We start from the raw sequence: 18,647 nt of genomic DNA on the forward strand, positions 1-18,647 counted from the left end.
CTTCTGATCATCGCCGGCGAGCTGGACCGCACGGTCGAGAAGAAGATGGTCGTCGCGAACTTCCGGAAGTACGCGCGCTCGACCGCGGTGACGGACTACCACGAGTTCTCCGGCCGCACGCACTGGATCTGCCGGCAGCCGGGCTGGGAAGAGGTGGCCGACTATGCGCTGGAGTGGCTCGCGAAGCAGGTGCCCGCGACCTAGCCGCGCATACTTTCCCGCGTGATCTACGACCTCGACGCCGGCCGGCCGGAACGCCCGGCTCGTGGCGTGCGCATGACCGCCGTCACCGTCGTCGCCGTTGGGGTCGCCCTGGTGTACTTCACCGCGATGGCCTTCGCGCCCGGCCAGCGCGCCGCACAGACGCCGATCTTGACGTTCTCGACGCCGGCGCTCCCGACGATGGCAAGTCCGACCTTCAATACGCAACCGGTGCCGGATCGGACGCTCGTCCTTCCCGAGGAGGACGCGGTCAGGACGTTCCGGATCACCTCGCAGGGTCAGACCGGCCTGGTGAACAACGACTCCATTGCGACGACGTACCGGTTGCGCGCGACCGGCGACCTCGTCACGGTCGCGCCGCTGCCGCAGAGCGAGGCGCTCCCGTACACGTCGCCGCTGGACATCGATCCGCCGCTACGAGTGCGCGGCCAGCCGGCTCAGGCGACCATCACGTTCGGTGGGACGAGCGCGATCCGCTGGGTCGAGAACACCGTGGTGTTCGAGATGTCGTCGCGGACGCTGAGCGTGGCGCAGCTCGTGGAACTGGCGAACAAGCTGCGCTGACATGATCGAGGACGTCGAAGGCGCCACTTCGGAGCCGACACGACACCTCCAGGCTGTCGCGCTCTCGGCGCTCAGCGCGGCGGTCTCCCTGATCGTGCTTCTCGTGCTCGTTCTGCCTCGCTCGGAGGTGGGCGGCCCGCCGGCGGCATCGCCGGCCGCGAGCCCCAGCGCAGGCTCGTTCACGATGACTTTCGCCAGACCGGACGCGGGTGTCACGTGGAACCAGGTGTTCTCGCGCGACGGGACCGTGCTGCTGCTGTGCTTCGCCGGCAGTGACGCGTCGCCGCTCGTCTTCGCCAGGCCGGATATCTGGGGACCGTTCGCCGTCGTCGCGCCAGAAACCCCCACGGCCCGTTTGGTCCCGGTACCCGTCGCTGCGGCGAACACCGGCTGGCTCTCTGTGAACTGCGCAACGTCCGAAGTCTTCGTGCCCTGGGAGATGTTCGCGCGCTAGTACTCTCTCCCGATGGGGAGCGGCGCACTCGCGACCTTCCATGAGCCCACCCGCGACTGGTTCGAGAGCTCGTTCGCGGCGCCAACGCGCGCGCAGGAGCTCGCATGGCCGGCGATCGCGTCGGGTCAGAGCACGCTCGTGCTCGCGCCGACCGGGTCCGGGAAGACGCTCGCGGCGTTCCTCTACGCGATCGATCAGCTCCTGTACGCGGAGCCGGACGGCTGCCGCGTCGTGTACGTCTCGCCGCTGAAAGCGCTCGCCATCGATGTCGAGCGCAACCTGCGCGGGCCGCTCGTCGGCATCCGCCACGTCGCCGAGGGCATGGGCACGCCGCTCCGCGAGCCCAGCGTGGCGACGCGGACCGGGGACACCCCGGCGCGGGACCGCGCGCGCTTCGCGAAGACGCCCGCGGACATCTTCATCACCACGCCGGAGTCCCTGTACCTCGTGCTCTCGAGCTCAGCGCGCGAGAGCCTGCGGAATGTTCGGACCGTGATCGTCGACGAGATCCACGCGATGGTCGCGACCAAACGCGGCGCGCACCTCGCGCTCTCGCTGGAGCGGCTCGAGGAGCTCGCCGGCCGTCCGTTGCAGCGCATCGGCCTCTCGGCCACGCAGCGGCCGCTCGATGAGGTCGCGCGTTTCCTCGGTGGCTTCAACGCCGATGGCCAGCGCCCCGTGAAGATCGTCGACGCGGGTCACACCAAACAGCTCGACCTGCGCGTCGAGGTCCCGGTCGACGACATGTCGAAGCTGGGTACTGAGACGCTCGAGATCCGCAGTGGCCCCGCATCGCGCGCCGACGCGCGGTCGAGCATCTGGCCGGCGATCTATCCGCGGCTTCTCGAGCTCATCCGCGAGCACCGCTCGACGCTCATCTTCGTCAACAGCCGGCGCCTCGCGGAGCGCATCGCGAACGCCGTGAACGAGCTCGCCGGAGAAGAGCTGGTCCACGCGCATCACGGCTCGGTCGCGCGCGAGCAGCGCCTCCGGATCGAGGACGATCTCAAGGCGGGCCGGCTGCGCGCGCTCGTCGCAACGTCGTCGCTCGAGCTCGGCATCGACATGGGCGCGATCGATCTGGTCATCCAGGTCGAGTCGCCGCCGTCGGTCGCGAGCGGCATGCAGCGCATCGGGCGCGCCGGCCATCAGATCGACACGCCGAGCAAGGGCGTGATCATGCCGAAGTTCCGCGGCGACCTTCTCGCGTGCGCCGCGCTCACCGAGCGCATGCACGCCGGCGCGGTCGAGCAGTCGCGCTACCCGCGCAATCCGATCGACGTCCTCGCGCAGCAGATCGTCGCGATGGTCGCGGTCGAGCCGTGGACCGTCGACGACCTCGAGCGCGTCGTGCGGCGGGCGGCTCCGTTCTCCGATCTCGCGAGGCCGATCCTCGAAGGCGTGCTCGACATGCTCTCGGGCCGCTTTCCGTCGGACGAGTTCGCCGAGCTGCGGCCGCGCGTGGTCTGGGACCGCGTCGGGAATGCGCTGCGCTCCCGTGAGGGCGCCGGCCGAATCGCGCTGACGAGCGGCGGCACGATCCCGGACCGCGGGCTGTATGGAGTGTTCCTCGTGGGCGCGGAGCCGGGAAAGGGACGCGTCGGCGAGCTCGACGAAGAGATGGTGTTCGAGACACGTCAGGGCGAGACCTTCCTCCTCGGCGCGTCGACCTGGCGGGTCGAGGAGATCACCCACGACCGCGTGCTCGTCTCGCCCGCGCCCGGTGTCCCCGGGAAGATGCCGTTCTGGAAGGGGGAGGCGGCGGGACGCCCGCTCGAGTTCGGCCGCGCGATCGGCGCGCTCACGCGAACGCTGCGCGCCTCGGATCCTGCCGAGGGAACGCGCCGGCTGATGGAGAAGCACGACCTCGACGAGCGCGCCGCGCGCAACCTGCTCCAGTACCTCGCCGATCAGTACGCGGCCGCAGGCGCGGTGCCCGACGACCGCACGATCATCATCGAGCGCTACCTCGACGAGGTCGGCGACTGGCGTGTCTGCGTGCTCACTCCGTTCGGCGGAAAGGTGCACGCGCCATGGGCGATGGCGATCGGCGCGATGGTCCGCGAGCGCAGCGCTCTCGAGATCGACGTGCTGTGGACGGACGATGGCATCGTCGCGCGATTCCCCGAGGCGGACGCGCCCCCGCCCGCGGACGTCGCGCTGCCCGATCCCGATCGCGCGCAGGACCTCGTTGTCGCGCGCCTCTCGGAGACGCCGCTGTTCGCGGCGCGCTTCCGCGAGGCCGCGGGTCGCGCGCTGCTGTTGCCGCGCCGCTTCCCGGGCAGCCGCTCGCCGCTGTGGCACACACGGCGTCGCGCATCCGAGCTCATGCAGGTCGCGTCCCAGTTCAGCTCGTTCCCGATCATCCTCGAGGCCTATCGCGAGTGCCTGCAGGACGTGTTCGACATGCCCGCGCTCATCGAGGTGCTGCGCGGCATCCGCAGCCGCGACATCCGCGTCGTCACCGTCGACTCGAAGACGCCGTCGCCCTTCGCGTCCTCCCTGCTCTTCACGTACGTCGGCAACTTCATCTACGAGGGAGATTCGCCGCTCGCGGAGCGACGGGCGCAGGCGCTGACCGTCGATCCGACGCAGCTGCGCGCGCTCCTCGGCGAGGCCGAGCTTCGCGAGCTGCTCGATGCCGAGGCGCTCGCCGAGCTCGAGCTCGATCTGCAGCACCTCGCGCCGGAACGCGCCGCGCGACACGCCGACGGCGTTCACGATCTGCTTCTCCGCGTCGGCGATCTCACGCGCGACGAGTTGGCGGCACGCGTGAGCGACCCGTCAGCGCTCGATGACTGGCTTGCCGCGCTCGAGCGGGATCGCCGGACGATCTCGCTGCTCATCGGCGGCGAGACGCGGCACATCGCGTCGGAAGACGCGGCGAAGTATCGAGATGCCCTCGGTGCCGTCGTGCCGCCGGGCCTGCCCGATGCGTTCCTCAGCAGCAGCGAGCGGCCGCTTGCGTCGCTCGTGCGCCGATACGCGCGGACGCATGGTCCGTTCGGCGTCGCGGATCTCGCGCGCCGGCTCGGTCTGTCCCCGCGTCTGGTGCTGGACGCGCTGCGCGAGCTTGCCGACGCGGGCACCGTCCTGGAGGGCGAGTTCCGTCCGGGCGGGACCGGGATCGAATGGGTCGATGCCGGCGTGCTGCGGACGCTGCGTCAGCGCTCGCTCGCGCGTCTGCGCCGCGAGGTCGAGCCCGTCGAGCAGGCGGCGCTCGCCAGGTTCGCGACCGCGTGGCACGGTCTCGACGCCCCGCGCCCGGGCGAGGGCGCGCTGCTCGACGCGATCGCGCAGCTGCAGGGCGCCTTCGTCCCTGCATCCGACCTCGAGTCGCGAGTCCTTCCCTCGCGCGTGAGCGGTTATGACGAGGGCGACCTCGACGCACTCCTCGCGTCCGGTGCGGCCGTCTGGGTCGGCGGCGGCGCGAGCGGGCCACACGACGGCAAGGTCTCGATCTTCCTCACCGAGCACCTCGCGCTCCTGCCCGAGCCGCGCGACGATCGGCCCACCGGCACGACGCACCAGAAGATCCGCGACCTGCTCGCGGCGCGCGGCGCGGTGTTCTTCCCGCAGCTGCTCGCCGGTCTGGGTGGCGGCTTCACGCCCGAGGTGCTCGAAGCGCTGTGGGATCTGGTCTGGTCGGGTGAGGTCACGAACGACACGCTCCAGCCGCTGCGCGGCTTCATCCGTTCGCCCGCGTCGCGCGCGCGCCGCCGTGCGAACGCCGCGCGCCGATCGACGTATCCGACGCGCGGGTCGATGCTGGTATCGGCCGAGCGTGCCGCGATCTATTCGCGGGAGAGCGCGGGTCGCTGGTCGCTCATCGATTCCCTGCGCGTGCCGAACCTCACACCGACGGAGCGCGTCACCGCGGGCGTCCATCAGCTGCTCGAGCGACACGGCATCGTGACGCGCGAGGCGGTGCAGGCGGAGGGCGTGTCCGGTGGATTCGCCGCCGTCTACGGGGTGCTGAAGGCGATGGAGGATGCCGGCCGCGTCCGCCGCGGGTACTTCGTCGCCGGACGTGGCGCGACGCAGTTCGCGCTGCCCGGCGCCGTCGACCGCCTGCGCGTCGTCCGCGACGCGGGCTCGTCGCGCGGGGACGAGTCGGCGCCGCGTGTCGTGACGCTCGCCGCCTCCGACCCGGCGAACCTGTACGGCGCCGCGCTGGCATGGCCGGAGCGTCCGGAGGGGCGCCGCCCGATGCGGTCGGCCGGAGCGCTCGTCGTCCTCATCGACGGCGTGCTCGCCGCGTGGCTCGCGCGCGATGAGCGCGCGCTGCTGACATTCACCGACGGCGAGGAACACGAGATCGCGACGGCACGCGGGCTCATCGCGACCGCGCTCGCGGCGGAGGCGAGCCCGGACCGGCGCGCGCCGTTCTTCCTGGATGAGGTGGACGGCCTGCCGGTCGACGAGTCTCCGCTGGCGGAGCCGCTGCGCACCGCGGGCTTCACGCGCACTCCACGCGGCTACTTGAAACGAAATGCCTGAAGGCGACACGATCCACCGCGTCGCGAATGTGCTGAGACGCGCGCTCGCGGGCCGGATCGTGACGGGCTTCGAGATCGTCGCGCCGCGGATGAGCTCAGACGGCGCGCGCTTCCAGGTCGTCGGCAGCGTCGTCCGCTCGGTCGAATCGAACGGCAAGCACCTGCTCATCACGTTCGCGCGGGGCGAGGATGACGTGGTGCTTCACACGCATATGAAGATGACCGGCATGTGGCACGTGTACCGGACCGGTGAACGGTGGTGGTCGCCGCGCCATGATGCGCGCGTGATCATCACCACCGACGAGTTCGTCGCGCCATGTTTCGCGCCACCCGTCGTCGAGCTCATGACGACGAAGGAGATCGCGTTCCATGCCGTCCTGCCGGAGCTCGGGCCGGACATCATCCGAGATGAGTTCGACGAAGACGAGGCGATCCGGCGGCTGCGCGCGAGCCCCCCCGAGCGCGACATCGCGACCGCGCTCCTCGATCAGCGGACGATCTCCGGCATCGGCAACGTCTTCAAGTGCGAGGCGCTGTTCCTCGAGCGGGTCTCACCCTGGGCGCTCGTCGCCGATCTCGACGATGCGACGCTCCAGCGGCTCGTCACGCAGGCGCGGAAGCTGATGCGCCTCAATCGCGACGGGGGCGAGCGTCGCACACGTTTCGCGCTCAACCCCGCGGAGGGGATGTGGGTCGACGAGCGCACCGGTCTCCCGTGCCATGTCTGTGGAACGCCGGTCGCGTGGGGCTACCACCCGAGTGAATTCCGGAAGAGCTGGTATTGCCCGCGGTGCCAGAACGTGCAGTGGGCACCGACGACGGCGGAAGAGATCGGGCGGCTGGCAACGATGACGGCGGCCCGGATGTCGCCACCCGGGCCGCCGGCCAGTCGCTAGAGGATGCCCCGGTCCGCGAACGCTGCGTGGACCTTGTTCGCCGCCTGATTGCCGTAGAGGCGCTGCGCGGTGTTGACGGTGCGAGTGGCGAGATCGGTCATCGTGGTGCCGGGGAAGTCGAACTGCGCCTCGAGGATGACGGTGTCGGCCTTCACGTTGCCGAGCGCGTTCCGGATGTCCCAGAGGGCGCGTGACCAGATCCGTCCGTCGTGGTGGACCTCACCGTTGAGGTCGATGGGGTAGTGCAGATCGTTGTCGACGCGTCGGAGGCAGTGCGGAGAGGTGGACCGGTAGCCCTCGCTGATCGCGCCCGCCTCTTCCGAGGCGAACGAGAAGTTCTGCGAGAAGTGGACCGCGTGGCCGTACTCGTGAAGGATCACCTCGGCGTCCTCCGCGTCGTCGACGCCGCCTTTGCCGAACCGAAGCTCGTCCTTTGTGCGTCGTCGCGAACGAGCTGTCGAGTCCCCACTGGTTGATCCGCACGCGCTGTGGCTCTTTATTGACCGCGCGGAAGGTCGAGCCGAAGCCGAGGCTCTGGATGTACTTCTGCGCCTCGGTGATCCAGTAATACGCCATGACCTGCTCGCACTCGTCGTCGTGGCGGTTGTAGATGAAGGAATTCGTCGTCGAGTACGCGGGGTTCCCGGTCTCGCTGACGACCACCGCCCAATCGCCCGACAGGAATCCGCTCCCATCGAGGTTGGTGAGCGTCCGCACGACGTAGGCCGGCTGGAGCGCGGCGTAGTCCTCGTCGTTCTGATCCCTCGGCGACTGGTCCTGAAGCTGTGCCACGGGGTTCGGGAAGAACACCCGGCCGCTTCCGGTACTCGTGCCCGGGCCGGGCTTCGTTCCATACGCGTCGCCGCCGGACAGGACGAGAAGCGCGATGACCGCGAAGAGCGCGAGCAGCTGTCACATGAGAGCCCTCCCCTTTTCCGTGTAGGCCCGAAGACTACCGGCTCAGCCTGCCGGTGCGACTGTCACGTTCCGTCGCTCCGCCTGAAGCTGCCCCGTGCCTAAAAGAATGAGACCGAGCGAGATGAGGACGACCGGGGGCGCGAAGAGCAGGGCAGCTATGAGGCTTTCTTGAGCTCGGCGACGACCCGGCCGACGGCTTCCTTTGCGTCGCCGAACAGCATCCCCGTCTTGGGATCGAGATACAGCTCGTTGTCGATGCCGGCAAAGCCCGGCTTCATCGAGCGCTTGATCACGATGATGTTCTGGGCCTGGTCCACGTTGAGGATCGGCATCCCGTAGATCGGGCTCGTGGTGTCCTTGCGCGCCGCAGGGTTCGTCACGTCGTTCGCGCCGATCACCAGTGCGACGTCCGCGCGCTGGAAGTCTTCGTTGATCTGCTCCATGTCGAAGAGCTTCTCGTACGGGACGTTCGCCTCCGCGAGCAGCACGTTCATGTGGCCCGGCATGCGACCGGCGACCGGATGGATGGCGTACTTCACCTCGATGCCCTTCGCCTCGAGCAGGTCCGCGAGCTCGCGCACGTTGTGCTGCGCCTGTGCGACCGCGAGCCCGTAGCCGGGCACGATGATCACGCTCTGCGCGTAGCCGAGCAGGATCGCGGCATCCTCAGCGCTGACCTCGCGGAAGGAGCGGCCGTCGTCCGTCTTCGCGCCCGCCGTCACCGTGCCGGCGGCGCCGAACGCGCCGAAGAGGACGTTCCCGAGCGAGCGGTTCATCGCCTTCGACATGAGGCGGGTGAGGATGGTTCCCGAGGCACCGACGAGGGTGCCAGCCACGATGAGCATCTGGTTGCCGATCGAGAAGCCAGCCATCGCGACGGCGAGCCCGGTGTACGCGTTCAGGAGCGAGATGACGACCGGCATGTCGGCTCCACCGATGGGCATGACGAGCGCGACGCCGAACGCCAGAGCGATCAGCCCGACCAGACCGAGCACGAGCTCTCTCGGCGCGGCGATCATGCCCGCAGCGTCGGCCACCAGCACCAGCGCGAGCAGGAGCATGCCGCCGAAGAGCCCACCGGTGACGAGCTGCTGGCCCGCGTACTTGAAGGCCTTCGCGTCGATGAGGCCCTGCAGCTTGCCGAACGCGATGATGCTGCCGGAGAACGAGACCGAGCCGATGATCAGACCCAGCAGGATCGCGACGACCTCGCCGACCGACGCGCCGCCCGCGCTCGCCGCGCGCAGGTACTCGAGCAGCGACACCAGCGCCGCCGCGCCACCGCCTGCGCCGTTGAAGATGGCGACCATCTGCGGCATCGCGGTCATCGGGACCTGTCGCGCGCCGACGACCCCGATGACCGTGCCGATCGCCATCGCTGGTAGGACGAGGATCCACGCGGCGGCGACCTGCTGCTCGAGGAATGTCGCGATGACCGCCGCGAGCATGCCCGCCGCGGCGACGCGGTTGCCCATCTGCGCGGTGGTCGGACCGGAGAGTCCCTTCAATCCGAATATGAAAGTGATCGCGGCGATCAAGTACACCCACGGAACGAGCTCACGAAGCTGTTCCACTACTTCTTCTCCGCGGGCTTCGCCGGTCGCGGGCGCGCCTTGAACATCTGCAGCATCCGGTCGGTGACGACGAAACCGCCGACGACGTTGATCGTGCCGAGCACGACCGCGAGGAAGCCGAGCAGCGTGCCGAGCGGCCCCGGCAGCGCGGTCGCGACGAGCAGGGCGCCGACGATGATGATCCCGTGGATCGCGTTCGCGCCCGACATGAGCGGCGTGTGCAGCGTGCTCGGGACCTTGGAGATGACCTCGTTGCCGACCCAGATCGCGAGCATGAAGACATACGCGCCGAGAAGGACCTCGTTGCTCACGCGCGCGCTCCCGCGGCCGCCGGCTGCATCGCCTTCTTCACACCCTCGTGGACGACCTCACCACCGTGTGTGATGACCGTGCCCTTCACGACCTCGTCGCCCAGGTTGAGGTCGAACGTTCCGTCCTTCTTGATCATCAGCGCGAGCAGGCTCGCGACGTTGCGCGAGTACATCTGGCTCGCGTGGAACGGCATCGTTGCCGGGATGTTGAGCAGGCCGATGATCGTCACGCCGCTCGAGACGACGGTCTTGCCGGGTTCGGTGAGCTCGACGTTGCCGCCGGTCTCGGCCGCGAGGTCCACGATTACAGAGCCCGGCTTCATCGTCGGGATCATCTCCTTGGTGATGAGCACCGGTGCCTTGCGACCGGGGATCGCGGCGGTCGTGATGATGATGTCGTTCTCGCGCGCGGCCTTGGCGAGGAGCTCGACCTCTTTGCGGTGCGCCTCCTCGGAGAGCTCTTTCGCGTAGCCGCCGGCGCCGGCCCCGCTCTCGCCGAGGTCGATCTCGAGGAACTTCGCACCGAGGCTCTGCACCTGCTCCTTCACGACGGGCCGGGTGTCGAACGCCTCGACGACAGCGCCGAGGCGGCGCGCCGTCGCGATGGCCTGAAGCCCGGCCACGCCGGCGCCGATGATCAGCGCCTTCGCAGGCGCGATCGTGCCGGCCGCCGTCGTGAGCATCGGGAAGAACTTCGGGAGCGCCGCCGCGGCGAGAAGGACCGCCTTGTAGCCCGCGACGGTCGCCTGTGACGAGAGCGCGTCCATCGGTTGCGCGCGGGTGATGCGCGGGATCGCGTCCATGCTCAGCGCGGTCATCTTGCGCTCGGCCAGCGTTCTCGCGAGAGCGATGTTGACCAGGGGCTGCAGGAAGGCGATCAGGACCGTCCCCTCGCGGAGTTTGCCCACCTCCGCGTCGGTCGGGCGCTGCACCTTCGCGACGAGCTCGGCGTCAAATGCGTTGTCGACGAGCTGCGCGCCGGCCTTCTCGTAGGCGTCATCCGGGAACGCGGACGCAACGCCCGCGCCGCGCTCGACGACGACCGTGTTCCCCGCCTTCGCGAGCCGCCCGACCGTCTCGGGGACGAGCCCGACACGCGTCTCGCCGGGCATGGTCTCCTTCGGGACGCCGATCTTCATTGGACGACGAAACGCTAGCAGGTGCGCTGACGCGTTGCGCGCGGTACCGTGCGCGGCGGGATGGAAGGTATCTGGGCGGTGCTGCGGGAGCGGCTCGACTACGCGTCGTTCGTGCCGCGGCTCGTCCCCGACATCGAGCGCGCTGAGCTCCGCCGGCGCGACGGCAGCACGTACTACGTGCTGAAGAACCCACGTGGCGAACGCGGCGCGGGTCTGTACGTGCGGCTCGAGCCGGAGGATCTACGCCTCGTCGATCTCATGGACGGCCAGCGGTCGGTTCAGGACATCCTGGTCGTGCATCTCGAGCAGCAAGGCACCTTCGCCCTCGACCGCCTGGCTCGAGTGACCGCGGTGCTCGGCGCGAACGGATTCTTCGGCGAAGAGCGCGCGCCCGTCTACGAGAAGCTGGCTGCGCGACGGGCGATGCGCGATCCGCTGACGCGCGCGTCGATGCTCCTGCGCAAATTGATCATGTGGGACATCGCGCGGTGGAATAACGCGGACCGCGCGGTGGATGCGATCTACCGGTTCGGCGGACGCCTCGCGTTCACGCGGATCGGCGGGACGTTGCTGGTGCTTCTCGCGCTGGCGGGGATCGTCGTCTGGATCCGAGAGCTGGGCACCGGACGTCACGGGCTCGCGACGGTGAATGGCAACTACACGCTGGGGATCCTCGCCTTGACTCTCCTGCAGGTCGTCTCGATCTCCGTCCACGAGGCCGGACACGCGCTGGCGATCCGACATTACGGCCGTCGGGTCCGCCGCCTTGGTCTGATGATCTACTACCTCTTCCCGTGCGCGTACGTCGACGCGACCGACATGGCGATGTCTTCGCGCGGACAGCGGATCGTCGTCTCCCTCGCGGGTCCCATCGGCGGCGCGACCGTCGGTGCGATCTGCGCGTTCATCGCGGCGTTCGAGGGCGGCATCGTCGGAAGCGTCGCGTTCCAGGGGGCCAGCCTCTTCACTTTTCAACTGGTGCTCAACCTCCTCCCGATCCTCGAGCTCGATGGATACAACGTGCTCGTGGATCTGCTGGACGCTCCATTCCTCCGTCAACGCTCGATGGCGTTCGCGCGGACGGCGATCGTTCGGAAGCTGCGACGTCGCGAGCGCTGGTCACCCGGGGAGGTCGGTCTCGGTCTATTCGGGGCCATAGCGATCGTCACGTCTGTCCTCATCCTCGTCTTCTCGCTCACCCTGTGGCAGTCGCGGGTCGCCACCGCGGCGAAGGAGCTGATCGCCTACGGACCGGTCGGCGTGCTCGGCCTCGCCCTGCTCGTCGTTGTCTTCGTCGGCCCTCTGCTGGTGGCCCTCGTGGCGCGGCTGGTCGGCGCGGTCCGTACCTTCGCGCGCCTACGCGGCGCGCGCGCGCGTCAGGCGCGGCTCGGGACCGTCCAGGAACGTGCTGCGGTGCTGGCGCGCGTGCGCTTCTTCGCCACCCTCTCCCGGCCAGCGCTCCTCGCCATCGCCTCTCACCTTGAGGAGCAGCCGGTGGAGGTCGGCGCGACCGTCGTGGTGGCCGACGAGGTGGGCGACCGGTTCTACCTCGTCCGCTCCGGACGGCTTCAGGCCATCGGACGCGACGGAGAGGTCCTGGGCACGATCCTCGCCGGGGAGGGCTTCGGCGAGATGGCGCTGCTGGATCGCAAGCCGCGCGGCGCGACGGTCCGCGCGCTGGAGCCGTGCGAGCTCTGGTCCCTGGACCGCGGGCACTTCGAACGCTGGGTGCGCGACCGTTACGAGGTCGCCGCCCGCATCCGCGCGTCAGCCGAGGAGCGCGCCGCGCTGGCCTCGCTGCCGTTCTTCCGAGGCCTCGACGCACTGGAGCTCGACCGGATCGCGGCGCGGCTCGTCACCCGCCGGGTGCCGGCCGGCCAGACCGTCTTCTCGGAGGGAGATCCAGGGGACCGTTACTACGTCGTCCGCGACGGCCAGGCGGAGGTGTCGATCGCCGGCGACGTCGTCCGGAGCCTGGGCCGGGGGGATTCGTTCGGGGAGCTGGCCCTTCTCTACGGGCATCCGCGGACCGCCACGGTGACCGCCCGGACGGATCTGGTGCTGGCCGGGCTCGGCCGGGAGGACTTCCTACGCCTCGTCCGGGGCTCCCGGGAAAAAATAGGCGAATTCCGCGCGCGAACGGCGCATTATGTCGGCGCCGGGCTGGGCTCGGCGGCGCGAGGAGCGTGAGGAAGCGGGGAGTGTGACAGGTTGGACTGCTGGACATGCGAGCGGACTGCCTTGGGAGCGTGTCGCTTTTGCGGCCGCGGCACCTGCCGCGAGCACGCGAAGACGCACCCGTTCCTCATCGATGTGTTCCGCGGCAACAAGCACCAGACGCTCCGTGCGCTCGTCGTCGAAGACGCCCTGCACTGTGGCGTCTGTCGGCCGCGCGGCGATCCGGTCGATCTGCCTGAGCTTGAGTAGTAGAGGGGGGTAGGGAAATAGCCGAATGTCATCAGGATTACAGAGGACGCGTCGTACCGGTGGACGAAGCGCGCTTCGGTCAGGACCAATCTGCCGGCAGCACCAAAACGCAGGAGGATTGACATGTCGAAGGATGCACTCGCAAAAGTCGTCCAGCGCGCAATCAGCGACGCCGCCTTCCGGCGCCAGCTGAACTCGGACCCCACCGGCGCGCTTCGCGGTTTCGATCTCAGCACCGATGAGCTGTCTGCGCTCCGCACCGGCGATGCGGGCCGTCTCTCCACCTTGGGCATCGACCAGCGCATGAGCAAGGCGTTCGCGATCGGAGGCGGGCTCGCTTCCACGCGCATGTCCCAGAGTGATCTGACGCCGGGCGGTGGTCCCTCGATGGTCGACGACGCCTCGGGCGCGTCTGCCAAGACGGTCATCCCCGCAGACCCGACACGGCCTGGTGGCTCCGCCGATCTCGATGGTGGGATCAGCGGTACGAGCACGGTTCGCGCGGGCGACGACTACAAGTTCGCCGGCCGAGTGGCCCCGGAAGGTGGCAGCTCAGTCCGGACCGGCGACGACTGGAAGTTCACCGACCGCGTGGCCGCGGACACTGGCAACACAGTCCGGACCGGCGACGACTGGAAGTTCGCGGACCGCGCTTCACAGGGCGCCGTCGCACCGGTAGAGGGTTCGCCTGAGGCCACCGCGCTTGAGAACAAGGCCAGCGGTGGTATGGCGAACTACCCAGCGCACGACGGACTCGCTGGCCCATCAGGTGCTAGCTCGGTCCGCGCCGGCGACGACTGGGCTCGCAACAGCGCAGGGATCGCGGACTCCGGTCGCATCGGCTCTGCGCGTCTCGACGACGCCAGCGGCGCGGCCGACAAAGCGAGCGTGATCCACGACGACCCCAACGGTTTCCTCGCAGCGAACGCCGACGCGGGCGGCTCGGTCGTCAGGGCGAACGTGATCCACGACGACCCGAATGGCTTCCTCGCGGCGAACGCCGACGCGACAGGCGGAGCGGACATGCCGACGACTGCGTTCATCGACGAATCAGAGAGCTATCTGACCAAGGTCGGCTACGACGCGACCGCGGATTCGGCCAGCGGTGGCGCGACCGCGATCCACGACGATCCCGATGGCTTCCTCGCCGCGAACCAGGACGCGAGTGGCGCTGACAGCGCAACCCCGACCACGGACGCCGAGGGCGGACCGCACATCACTCCATAGGAACGATCCACGCGGGTGGCATGGGGAACGAGCGGCTCGAAAGAGCCGCTCGTTTCGTCTAGTAGCGGATCTCTCTTTTCAGCAGCGCCGGATCCACGATCTCTACCTGCCCGCGGCCGAGCTTCACCCCGCCGCGGCGCTCGAGATCCACGAGCACGCGGTTCACCGCGACGCGCGTCGCGCCGACGAACGAGGCAAGGTCCTCCTGGGTCAGCAAGATGACGTTCGGCGCGCCGAGCAGCTCGTTCTGATCGAGCAGGAGCTTCGCGACGCGCCCGGGCAGATCCAGGAACACGAGATCCTCGATGTGGCCGGTGCTGCGACGGATGCGCGTCGCGAGCAGTGCGAGGAGCTGCCGCATCGCGTCGGGACTGCCGCGCAGCACGTCCATGAAGTCGCGATTCGCGAGGGCGAACGTGGTCGTCTCCGTGATCGCGGTGACGGTGGCGGAACGCGGCCCCTCGTCGAAGAGCGAGATCTCGCCAAAGACATCACCGCCGCGGTGCAGCGCGATCACGACCTCCTGCCCACCCTCTTCGGGCACGGAGACCTTCACGGTGCCGGACGCGATGAGATACACGTGGCCCGCGGGATCGTCGCGGTGGAAGATGACCTCGTTGCGCTGGAAGTGCTTCGAGCGCATCCGCGCCGCGAGCTCGAGACGCTCGCGCTGTCCAAGCGGCGCGAAGACCGGCGAGTGCGCGAGGACGTCCGCGATCCCCGTCGCGTCCACGGGACTATGCGGCGACCCCGACGAGCTTCTCGAGACGCGGTCGGACCTCGTTCGCGAGCCGTTCCATGCTCTCCGTGTCGTAGGGATAGGCGAAGCCGACGATGTAGCCGCGGATCCCGACGTCCCAGTAACGCTTGAGGTGCGTCGCGACCTCGTCGTTGTTCCCGATGAACGCGTTGGGGCGGTTCATGCCGTGATGGTGCTTCGCGATCTCGGAAAGAACGGCCTCGCCCTCAGCTTTCGTGTCGCGGACCACGAGCCAGCTGCCGCCATACGGCTCGACCTGCGAGGGATCGCGACCGGCGTCGGCGCAGTGCTGGCGCAGGATCTCGAGCTTGCGCGCCATCGTCTCCGGCGGACCGAAGCCGTGCCACATGTCCGCGTAGCGCGCCGTGGTGCGCAGCGTCTTCTGCTCGCCCCCGCCGCCGATCATGATCGGAAGGCGCTTCTGCACGGGTCGCGTGTTCAGCACCGCGTTCCTGAGCGTGTAGTACCTACCCTTGTAGGTCACGCGCTCGCCCTCGAGGAGGGCTCGGATGACCTTCGCCCCCTCGGCGAAGCGGCGCGAGCGCTCGCCCGGCGTCCCGAGATCGATCCCGTATGCCTTGTGCTCGGTCTGATTCCATGCGGCGCCGATGCCGCAGATCGCGCGGCCGTTCGAGACCTGATCCAGCGTCGCGGAGATGTTCGCGATCACGGCCGGATGGCGGTAGGTGATACCCGACACCATCGCGCCGAGGCGCACGCGCTGCGTGACCGCCGCGAAGGCGGCCAGGATCGTCCAGGCTTCGAAGTTCGGCCGCTCCTCCTCACCCGAGAGCGCGTAGAAGTGGTCCCAGGTCCATACGGAGTCGATGCCGATGCGGTCGGCGAGCTGCGCGGCATCTCGCATCGCGGGCCAGGTCGTGTTCTGCGGCCAGAGTTGGAAGCCGAGTTTCATGAGCGAACGCGAAGCGTATGCTCCTTTTTCTCATGGCGCTCGACACCAAGCGACCGACCGACACCGCCGCGGTCGTGAGGGACACCAAGGACCACGTCCTCGTCTCATGGTCGGCGCAGGGCGCTCTCTCGCCGCTCGTCATCACCGGCGCGAAGGGGTCCTGGCTATACGCCGGCGAGCGGCGGATCCTCGATTTCTCTTCCGGCCTCATCAACGTCAACCTCGGCCACGGTCATCCGAAGGTCGTGCGCGCCATCCAGGAGCAAGCCGCGAAGCTGTGCTACGTCACGCCGTCGTTCGGTGAGGAGAGCCGCGCCGAGCTCGCGCGCCTCATGGCCGACATCACGCCCGGTGATCTCACCAAGACGCTCTTCACCACCGGCGGCAGCGAGGCCAACGAGCACGCCCTCCGCATCGCGCGCATGTACACCAAGCGCCACAAGGTCCTCACGCAGTGGCGCTCCTTCCACGGTCAGACGCAGGGCGCCGCGACGCTCGGCGGCGACAACAGGCGGTGGGCGAACGAGCCCGGCATCACTGGCGTCGTGCGTTTCCTGAATCCCGACCCGTACCGTTCGATGTTCGGCAACGACGCGCAGAAGGCGCTCGCGCATGTGGAGGAGGTCCTCTGGTACGAAGGCCCCGACTATGTCGCGGCGATCTTCCTCGAGCCGATCGTCGGCAGCTCCGGCCTCATCGTCCCACCCGAAGGCTTCATCCGCGGACTGCGCGCGCTCTGCGACAAGCACGGGATCCTGCTCATCCTCGACGAGGTCATGACCGGCTTCGGTCGCACCGGCAAGTGGTTCGCGGCGGAGCACGATGGCGTCGTGCCGGACATGATGACCTTCGCGAAGGGCGTGAACTCGGGCTACGTCCCGCTCGGCGGCGTCATCGTCGACGAGCCGATCGCGAAGCACTTCGACACCAACGTCCTGTGGGCGGGGCTCACGTACGCCGGCCATCCCCTGGCGTGCGCGGCCGGCGTGGCCACGATCGAGGCGTATCGCGAGGACGGTCTCATCGAGCGCGGCGCGCGCAGCGGCGAGCTCCTGATGCGCCAGCTGCGAGCCGTCGCCGAGCGTCACCCGTCGGTCGGCGACGTGCGCGGCAAGGGACTGTTCATCGGCATCGAGCTCGTGAAGGACCGTAGGACGAAGGAGATGCTGGAGCGCTGGAACGGACCGTCGGCGAAGCTGCAGACCGCGATCAAGAACGCGCTCATGCAGCGCGACGTCTACATCCTGAACCGCTGGAACATGCTCTTCATCGCGCCGCCGCTCAACGTCACCGAGGACGAGATCGCATTCGGCGTGAAGGCGATCGACGAAGCGTTGACGGTCGCCGACCGGTACGCCGCGACCGGCGAGCTGTAGGGACGGGTTCTGGCCGAGCACGCACAAGTTTCGGCCGCGATCGACTCAGCCGGCGTTGGGGAGTTCGACGGCGATGAGTGGGCCGGTGGCGAATGCGTTCTCCACCGTTCGCGGTCAAACGCCGTGGTGATGCGGGGGCCGCGAACGCGAATGAAGAGCGCGTGACTCTGAGCTAGACGATCCAGCGCGTGCGCGCGCGACGATGTGTGTCCGCGCCGTCCGCACCGATGAGGTTCGCGAGGACACCGAGGACGCCGAGCGCGCTGATCGCGATGAGAAGCTCCATTTCGACCTCCGTTCACGGATAGAACGGAGCCGTGGCGCCCCGTGTGAGATGAGGCTAGGCCGTGAGGGTCGGCGCGACATCCCTCAGAGCGGGGATTATTTCCCGGCCGTAGGTCGCGAGGATCTCCTCCTCGTCGCCGCTCATGAGGTAGATGTTGAACTGCTTCACGCCGACGGCGGCGAGCTTTCGGAGCTTCGCGATGTGCGCTTTTGTATCGCCGATGACACAGAAGCGTTCCACCGACTCATCGTCGACGAACGCCGCGTTCGATGACCCCGATTCAGCGTGGTGCTGGTAGTCGTATCCAGGCCGGCCGCGAACGTATGCGGTCAGTTCCGCCGGTAGTCCCTGCTCGCCGTATCGCTTCACAAGATCGACGACGTGATTGCTCACGAGGGCGGGGAACCAACGGACCGCGTCGAGCGCGCGTTTTCGGTCACCGAGGTGCGCCGGCGCTGCGGCCATGACGGCGACCGAGTTCGGGTCGCGACCCGCGTCGCGCGCGCCTTGTTGCAGGAGGCCCACACACCAGCCCACGAGGCTCGGGTCGGCGAGCTGGATGATCGCGCCGTCGGCGACTCGCCCCGTGAGCTCGAGCGCTTTGGGTCCGTAGCCGGCGATCCACACCGGCAGCCGGTAGTTCTCTACCCAGTCGAGACGCAGCTTCGTTCCCTCGTACGTGACCTCACGGCCCTCGCAGAGGTCGCGGATCACCTTGGTCGCCTCCTCGAGGCTCGCCAGCGTCGTCGGGGCCTTTCCCAGCACGCGCCGCGCGGAGTCGCCGCGGCCGATGCCGAGATCCATGCGGCCTTTGGAGAGGAGCTGGAGGACGGCGAGGGTGCTCGCGGTGACCGATGGCTCCCGCGTCGCGGGGTTCGTGACGCACGTCCCGAGCCGCATGCGCTCGGTGTTCTGCGCCATCAGCGTGAGGAGCACGTAGGGCTCTTTCCAGAGCACGTGGCTGTCGAAAAGCCAGCCGTAGGTGAAGCCGCTTTGCTCCGCGAGCCGCGCGAGGCTGACCGCGCGCTCGAGCGTGACGTCCGGCTTCAGGGTGAACCCGAACTCCATAGGAGCCGCGAGT

The 18,647-nt window shown here is 68.7% G+C and carries 16 protein-coding genes; 9 read left to right on the forward strand and 7 right to left on the reverse strand.

What is annotated here, in order from left to right; all coding sequences use genetic code 11:
- The 5 genes from VI056_02380 to VI056_02400 form a co-directional block, all read left to right on the forward strand.
- Window positions 1–204, forward strand: a 204-nt coding sequence (locus VI056_02380; GenBank protein ID HEY6201866.1) for an alpha/beta hydrolase, incomplete at its 5' end; no start/stop codon positions are given.
- Window positions 205–222: 18 nt separating this feature from the next.
- Window positions 223–786: a hypothetical protein gene (locus tag VI056_02385; GenBank protein HEY6201867.1), complete on the forward strand. Its 564-nt coding sequence runs from the start codon at window positions 223–225 to the stop codon at window positions 784–786.
- Window position 787: 1 nt separating this feature from the next.
- On the forward strand, window positions 788–1,240 hold the full coding sequence (locus VI056_02390) for a hypothetical protein (GenBank protein HEY6201868.1): 453 nt from the start codon (window positions 788–790) through the stop codon (window positions 1,238–1,240).
- Window positions 1,241–1,252: 12 nt separating this feature from the next.
- A complete protein-coding gene (locus VI056_02395; protein ID HEY6201869.1) occupies window positions 1,253–5,740 on the forward strand; it encodes a crosslink repair DNA glycosylase YcaQ family protein in 4,488 nt (1,495 codons plus the stop codon).
- Window positions 5,733–6,635, forward strand: coding sequence for a DNA-formamidopyrimidine glycosylase family protein (locus VI056_02400; GenBank protein HEY6201870.1), 903 nt, complete (start codon window positions 5,733–5,735; stop codon window positions 6,633–6,635). Before VI056_02395 ends, VI056_02400 begins: the two co-directional genes overlap by 8 nt.
- Here the strand turns inward: VI056_02400 and VI056_02405 are convergent.
- The 4 genes from VI056_02405 to VI056_02420 form a co-directional block, all read right to left on the reverse strand.
- Window positions 6,632–7,015, reverse strand: coding sequence for a hypothetical protein (locus tag VI056_02405; protein ID HEY6201871.1), 384 nt, complete (start codon window positions 7,013–7,015; stop codon window positions 6,632–6,634). The genes VI056_02400 and VI056_02405 overlap by 4 nt on opposite strands.
- Window positions 7,016–7,708: 693 nt before the next feature.
- Window positions 7,709–9,127 (reverse strand): NAD(P)(+) transhydrogenase (Re/Si-specific) subunit beta, encoded by a 1,419-nt coding sequence (locus VI056_02410; GenBank protein HEY6201872.1) that lies wholly within the window; start codon window positions 9,125–9,127, stop codon window positions 7,709–7,711.
- Complete coding sequence (locus VI056_02415; protein HEY6201873.1) at window positions 9,127–9,438, reverse strand: NAD(P) transhydrogenase subunit alpha; 312 nt, start codon at window positions 9,436–9,438, stop codon at window positions 9,127–9,129. The genes VI056_02410 and VI056_02415 overlap by 1 nt, the downstream gene beginning before the upstream one ends.
- A complete protein-coding gene (locus tag VI056_02420; GenBank protein ID HEY6201874.1) occupies window positions 9,435–10,577 on the reverse strand; it encodes a Re/Si-specific NAD(P)(+) transhydrogenase subunit alpha in 1,143 nt (380 codons plus the stop codon). The genes VI056_02415 and VI056_02420 overlap by 4 nt, the downstream gene beginning before the upstream one ends.
- 60 nt (window positions 10,578–10,637) lie before the next feature.
- Here VI056_02420 and VI056_02425 point away from each other — a divergent pair, with 60 nt between their 5' ends.
- The 3 genes from VI056_02425 (at window position 10,638) to VI056_02435 (ending at window position 14,231) form a co-directional block, all read left to right on the forward strand.
- Window positions 10,638–12,767: a cyclic nucleotide-binding domain-containing protein gene (locus VI056_02425; GenBank protein ID HEY6201875.1), complete on the forward strand. Its 2,130-nt coding sequence runs from the start codon at window positions 10,638–10,640 to the stop codon at window positions 12,765–12,767.
- 51 nt (window positions 12,768–12,818) lie between these two features.
- The gene (locus tag VI056_02430; protein ID HEY6201876.1) at window positions 12,819–13,004 is read left to right on the forward strand and encodes a hypothetical protein; all 186 of its coding nucleotides are present in this window, start codon (window positions 12,819–12,821) and stop codon (window positions 13,002–13,004) included.
- Window positions 13,005–13,127: 123 nt separating this feature from the next.
- On the forward strand, window positions 13,128–14,231 hold the full coding sequence (locus VI056_02435) for an Os1348 family NHLP clan protein (GenBank protein HEY6201877.1): 1,104 nt from the start codon (window positions 13,128–13,130) through the stop codon (window positions 14,229–14,231).
- A 58-nt stretch (window positions 14,232–14,289) separates the two neighbouring features.
- On the opposite strand, the gene VI056_02440 is transcribed toward VI056_02435, so the two are convergent.
- Window positions 14,290–14,964 (reverse strand): Crp/Fnr family transcriptional regulator, encoded by a 675-nt coding sequence (locus VI056_02440; protein ID HEY6201878.1) that lies wholly within the window; start codon window positions 14,962–14,964, stop codon window positions 14,290–14,292.
- 4 nt (window positions 14,965–14,968) lie between these two features.
- Complete coding sequence (locus VI056_02445; protein HEY6201879.1) at window positions 14,969–15,904, reverse strand: TIGR03560 family F420-dependent LLM class oxidoreductase; 936 nt, start codon at window positions 15,902–15,904, stop codon at window positions 14,969–14,971.
- Window positions 15,905–15,921: 17 nt separating this feature from the next.
- Between VI056_02445 and VI056_02450 the strand changes: the two genes are divergently transcribed.
- The gene (locus VI056_02450; protein ID HEY6201880.1) at window positions 15,922–17,280 is read left to right on the forward strand and encodes an aminotransferase class III-fold pyridoxal phosphate-dependent enzyme; all 1,359 of its coding nucleotides are present in this window, start codon (window positions 15,922–15,924) and stop codon (window positions 17,278–17,280) included.
- Between the two features lie 340 nt (window positions 17,281–17,620).
- On the opposite strand, the gene VI056_02455 is transcribed toward VI056_02450, so the two are convergent.
- Window positions 17,621–18,634 (reverse strand): TIGR03842 family LLM class F420-dependent oxidoreductase, encoded by a 1,014-nt coding sequence (locus tag VI056_02455; GenBank protein HEY6201881.1) that lies wholly within the window; start codon window positions 18,632–18,634, stop codon window positions 17,621–17,623.
- Window positions 18,635–18,647 lie beyond the last annotated feature (13 nt).

The organism is Candidatus Limnocylindria bacterium, from assembly GCA_036523395.1.
In the GTDB taxonomy this organism is placed as follows: domain Bacteria; phylum Chloroflexota; class Limnocylindria; order P2-11E; family P2-11E; genus CF-39.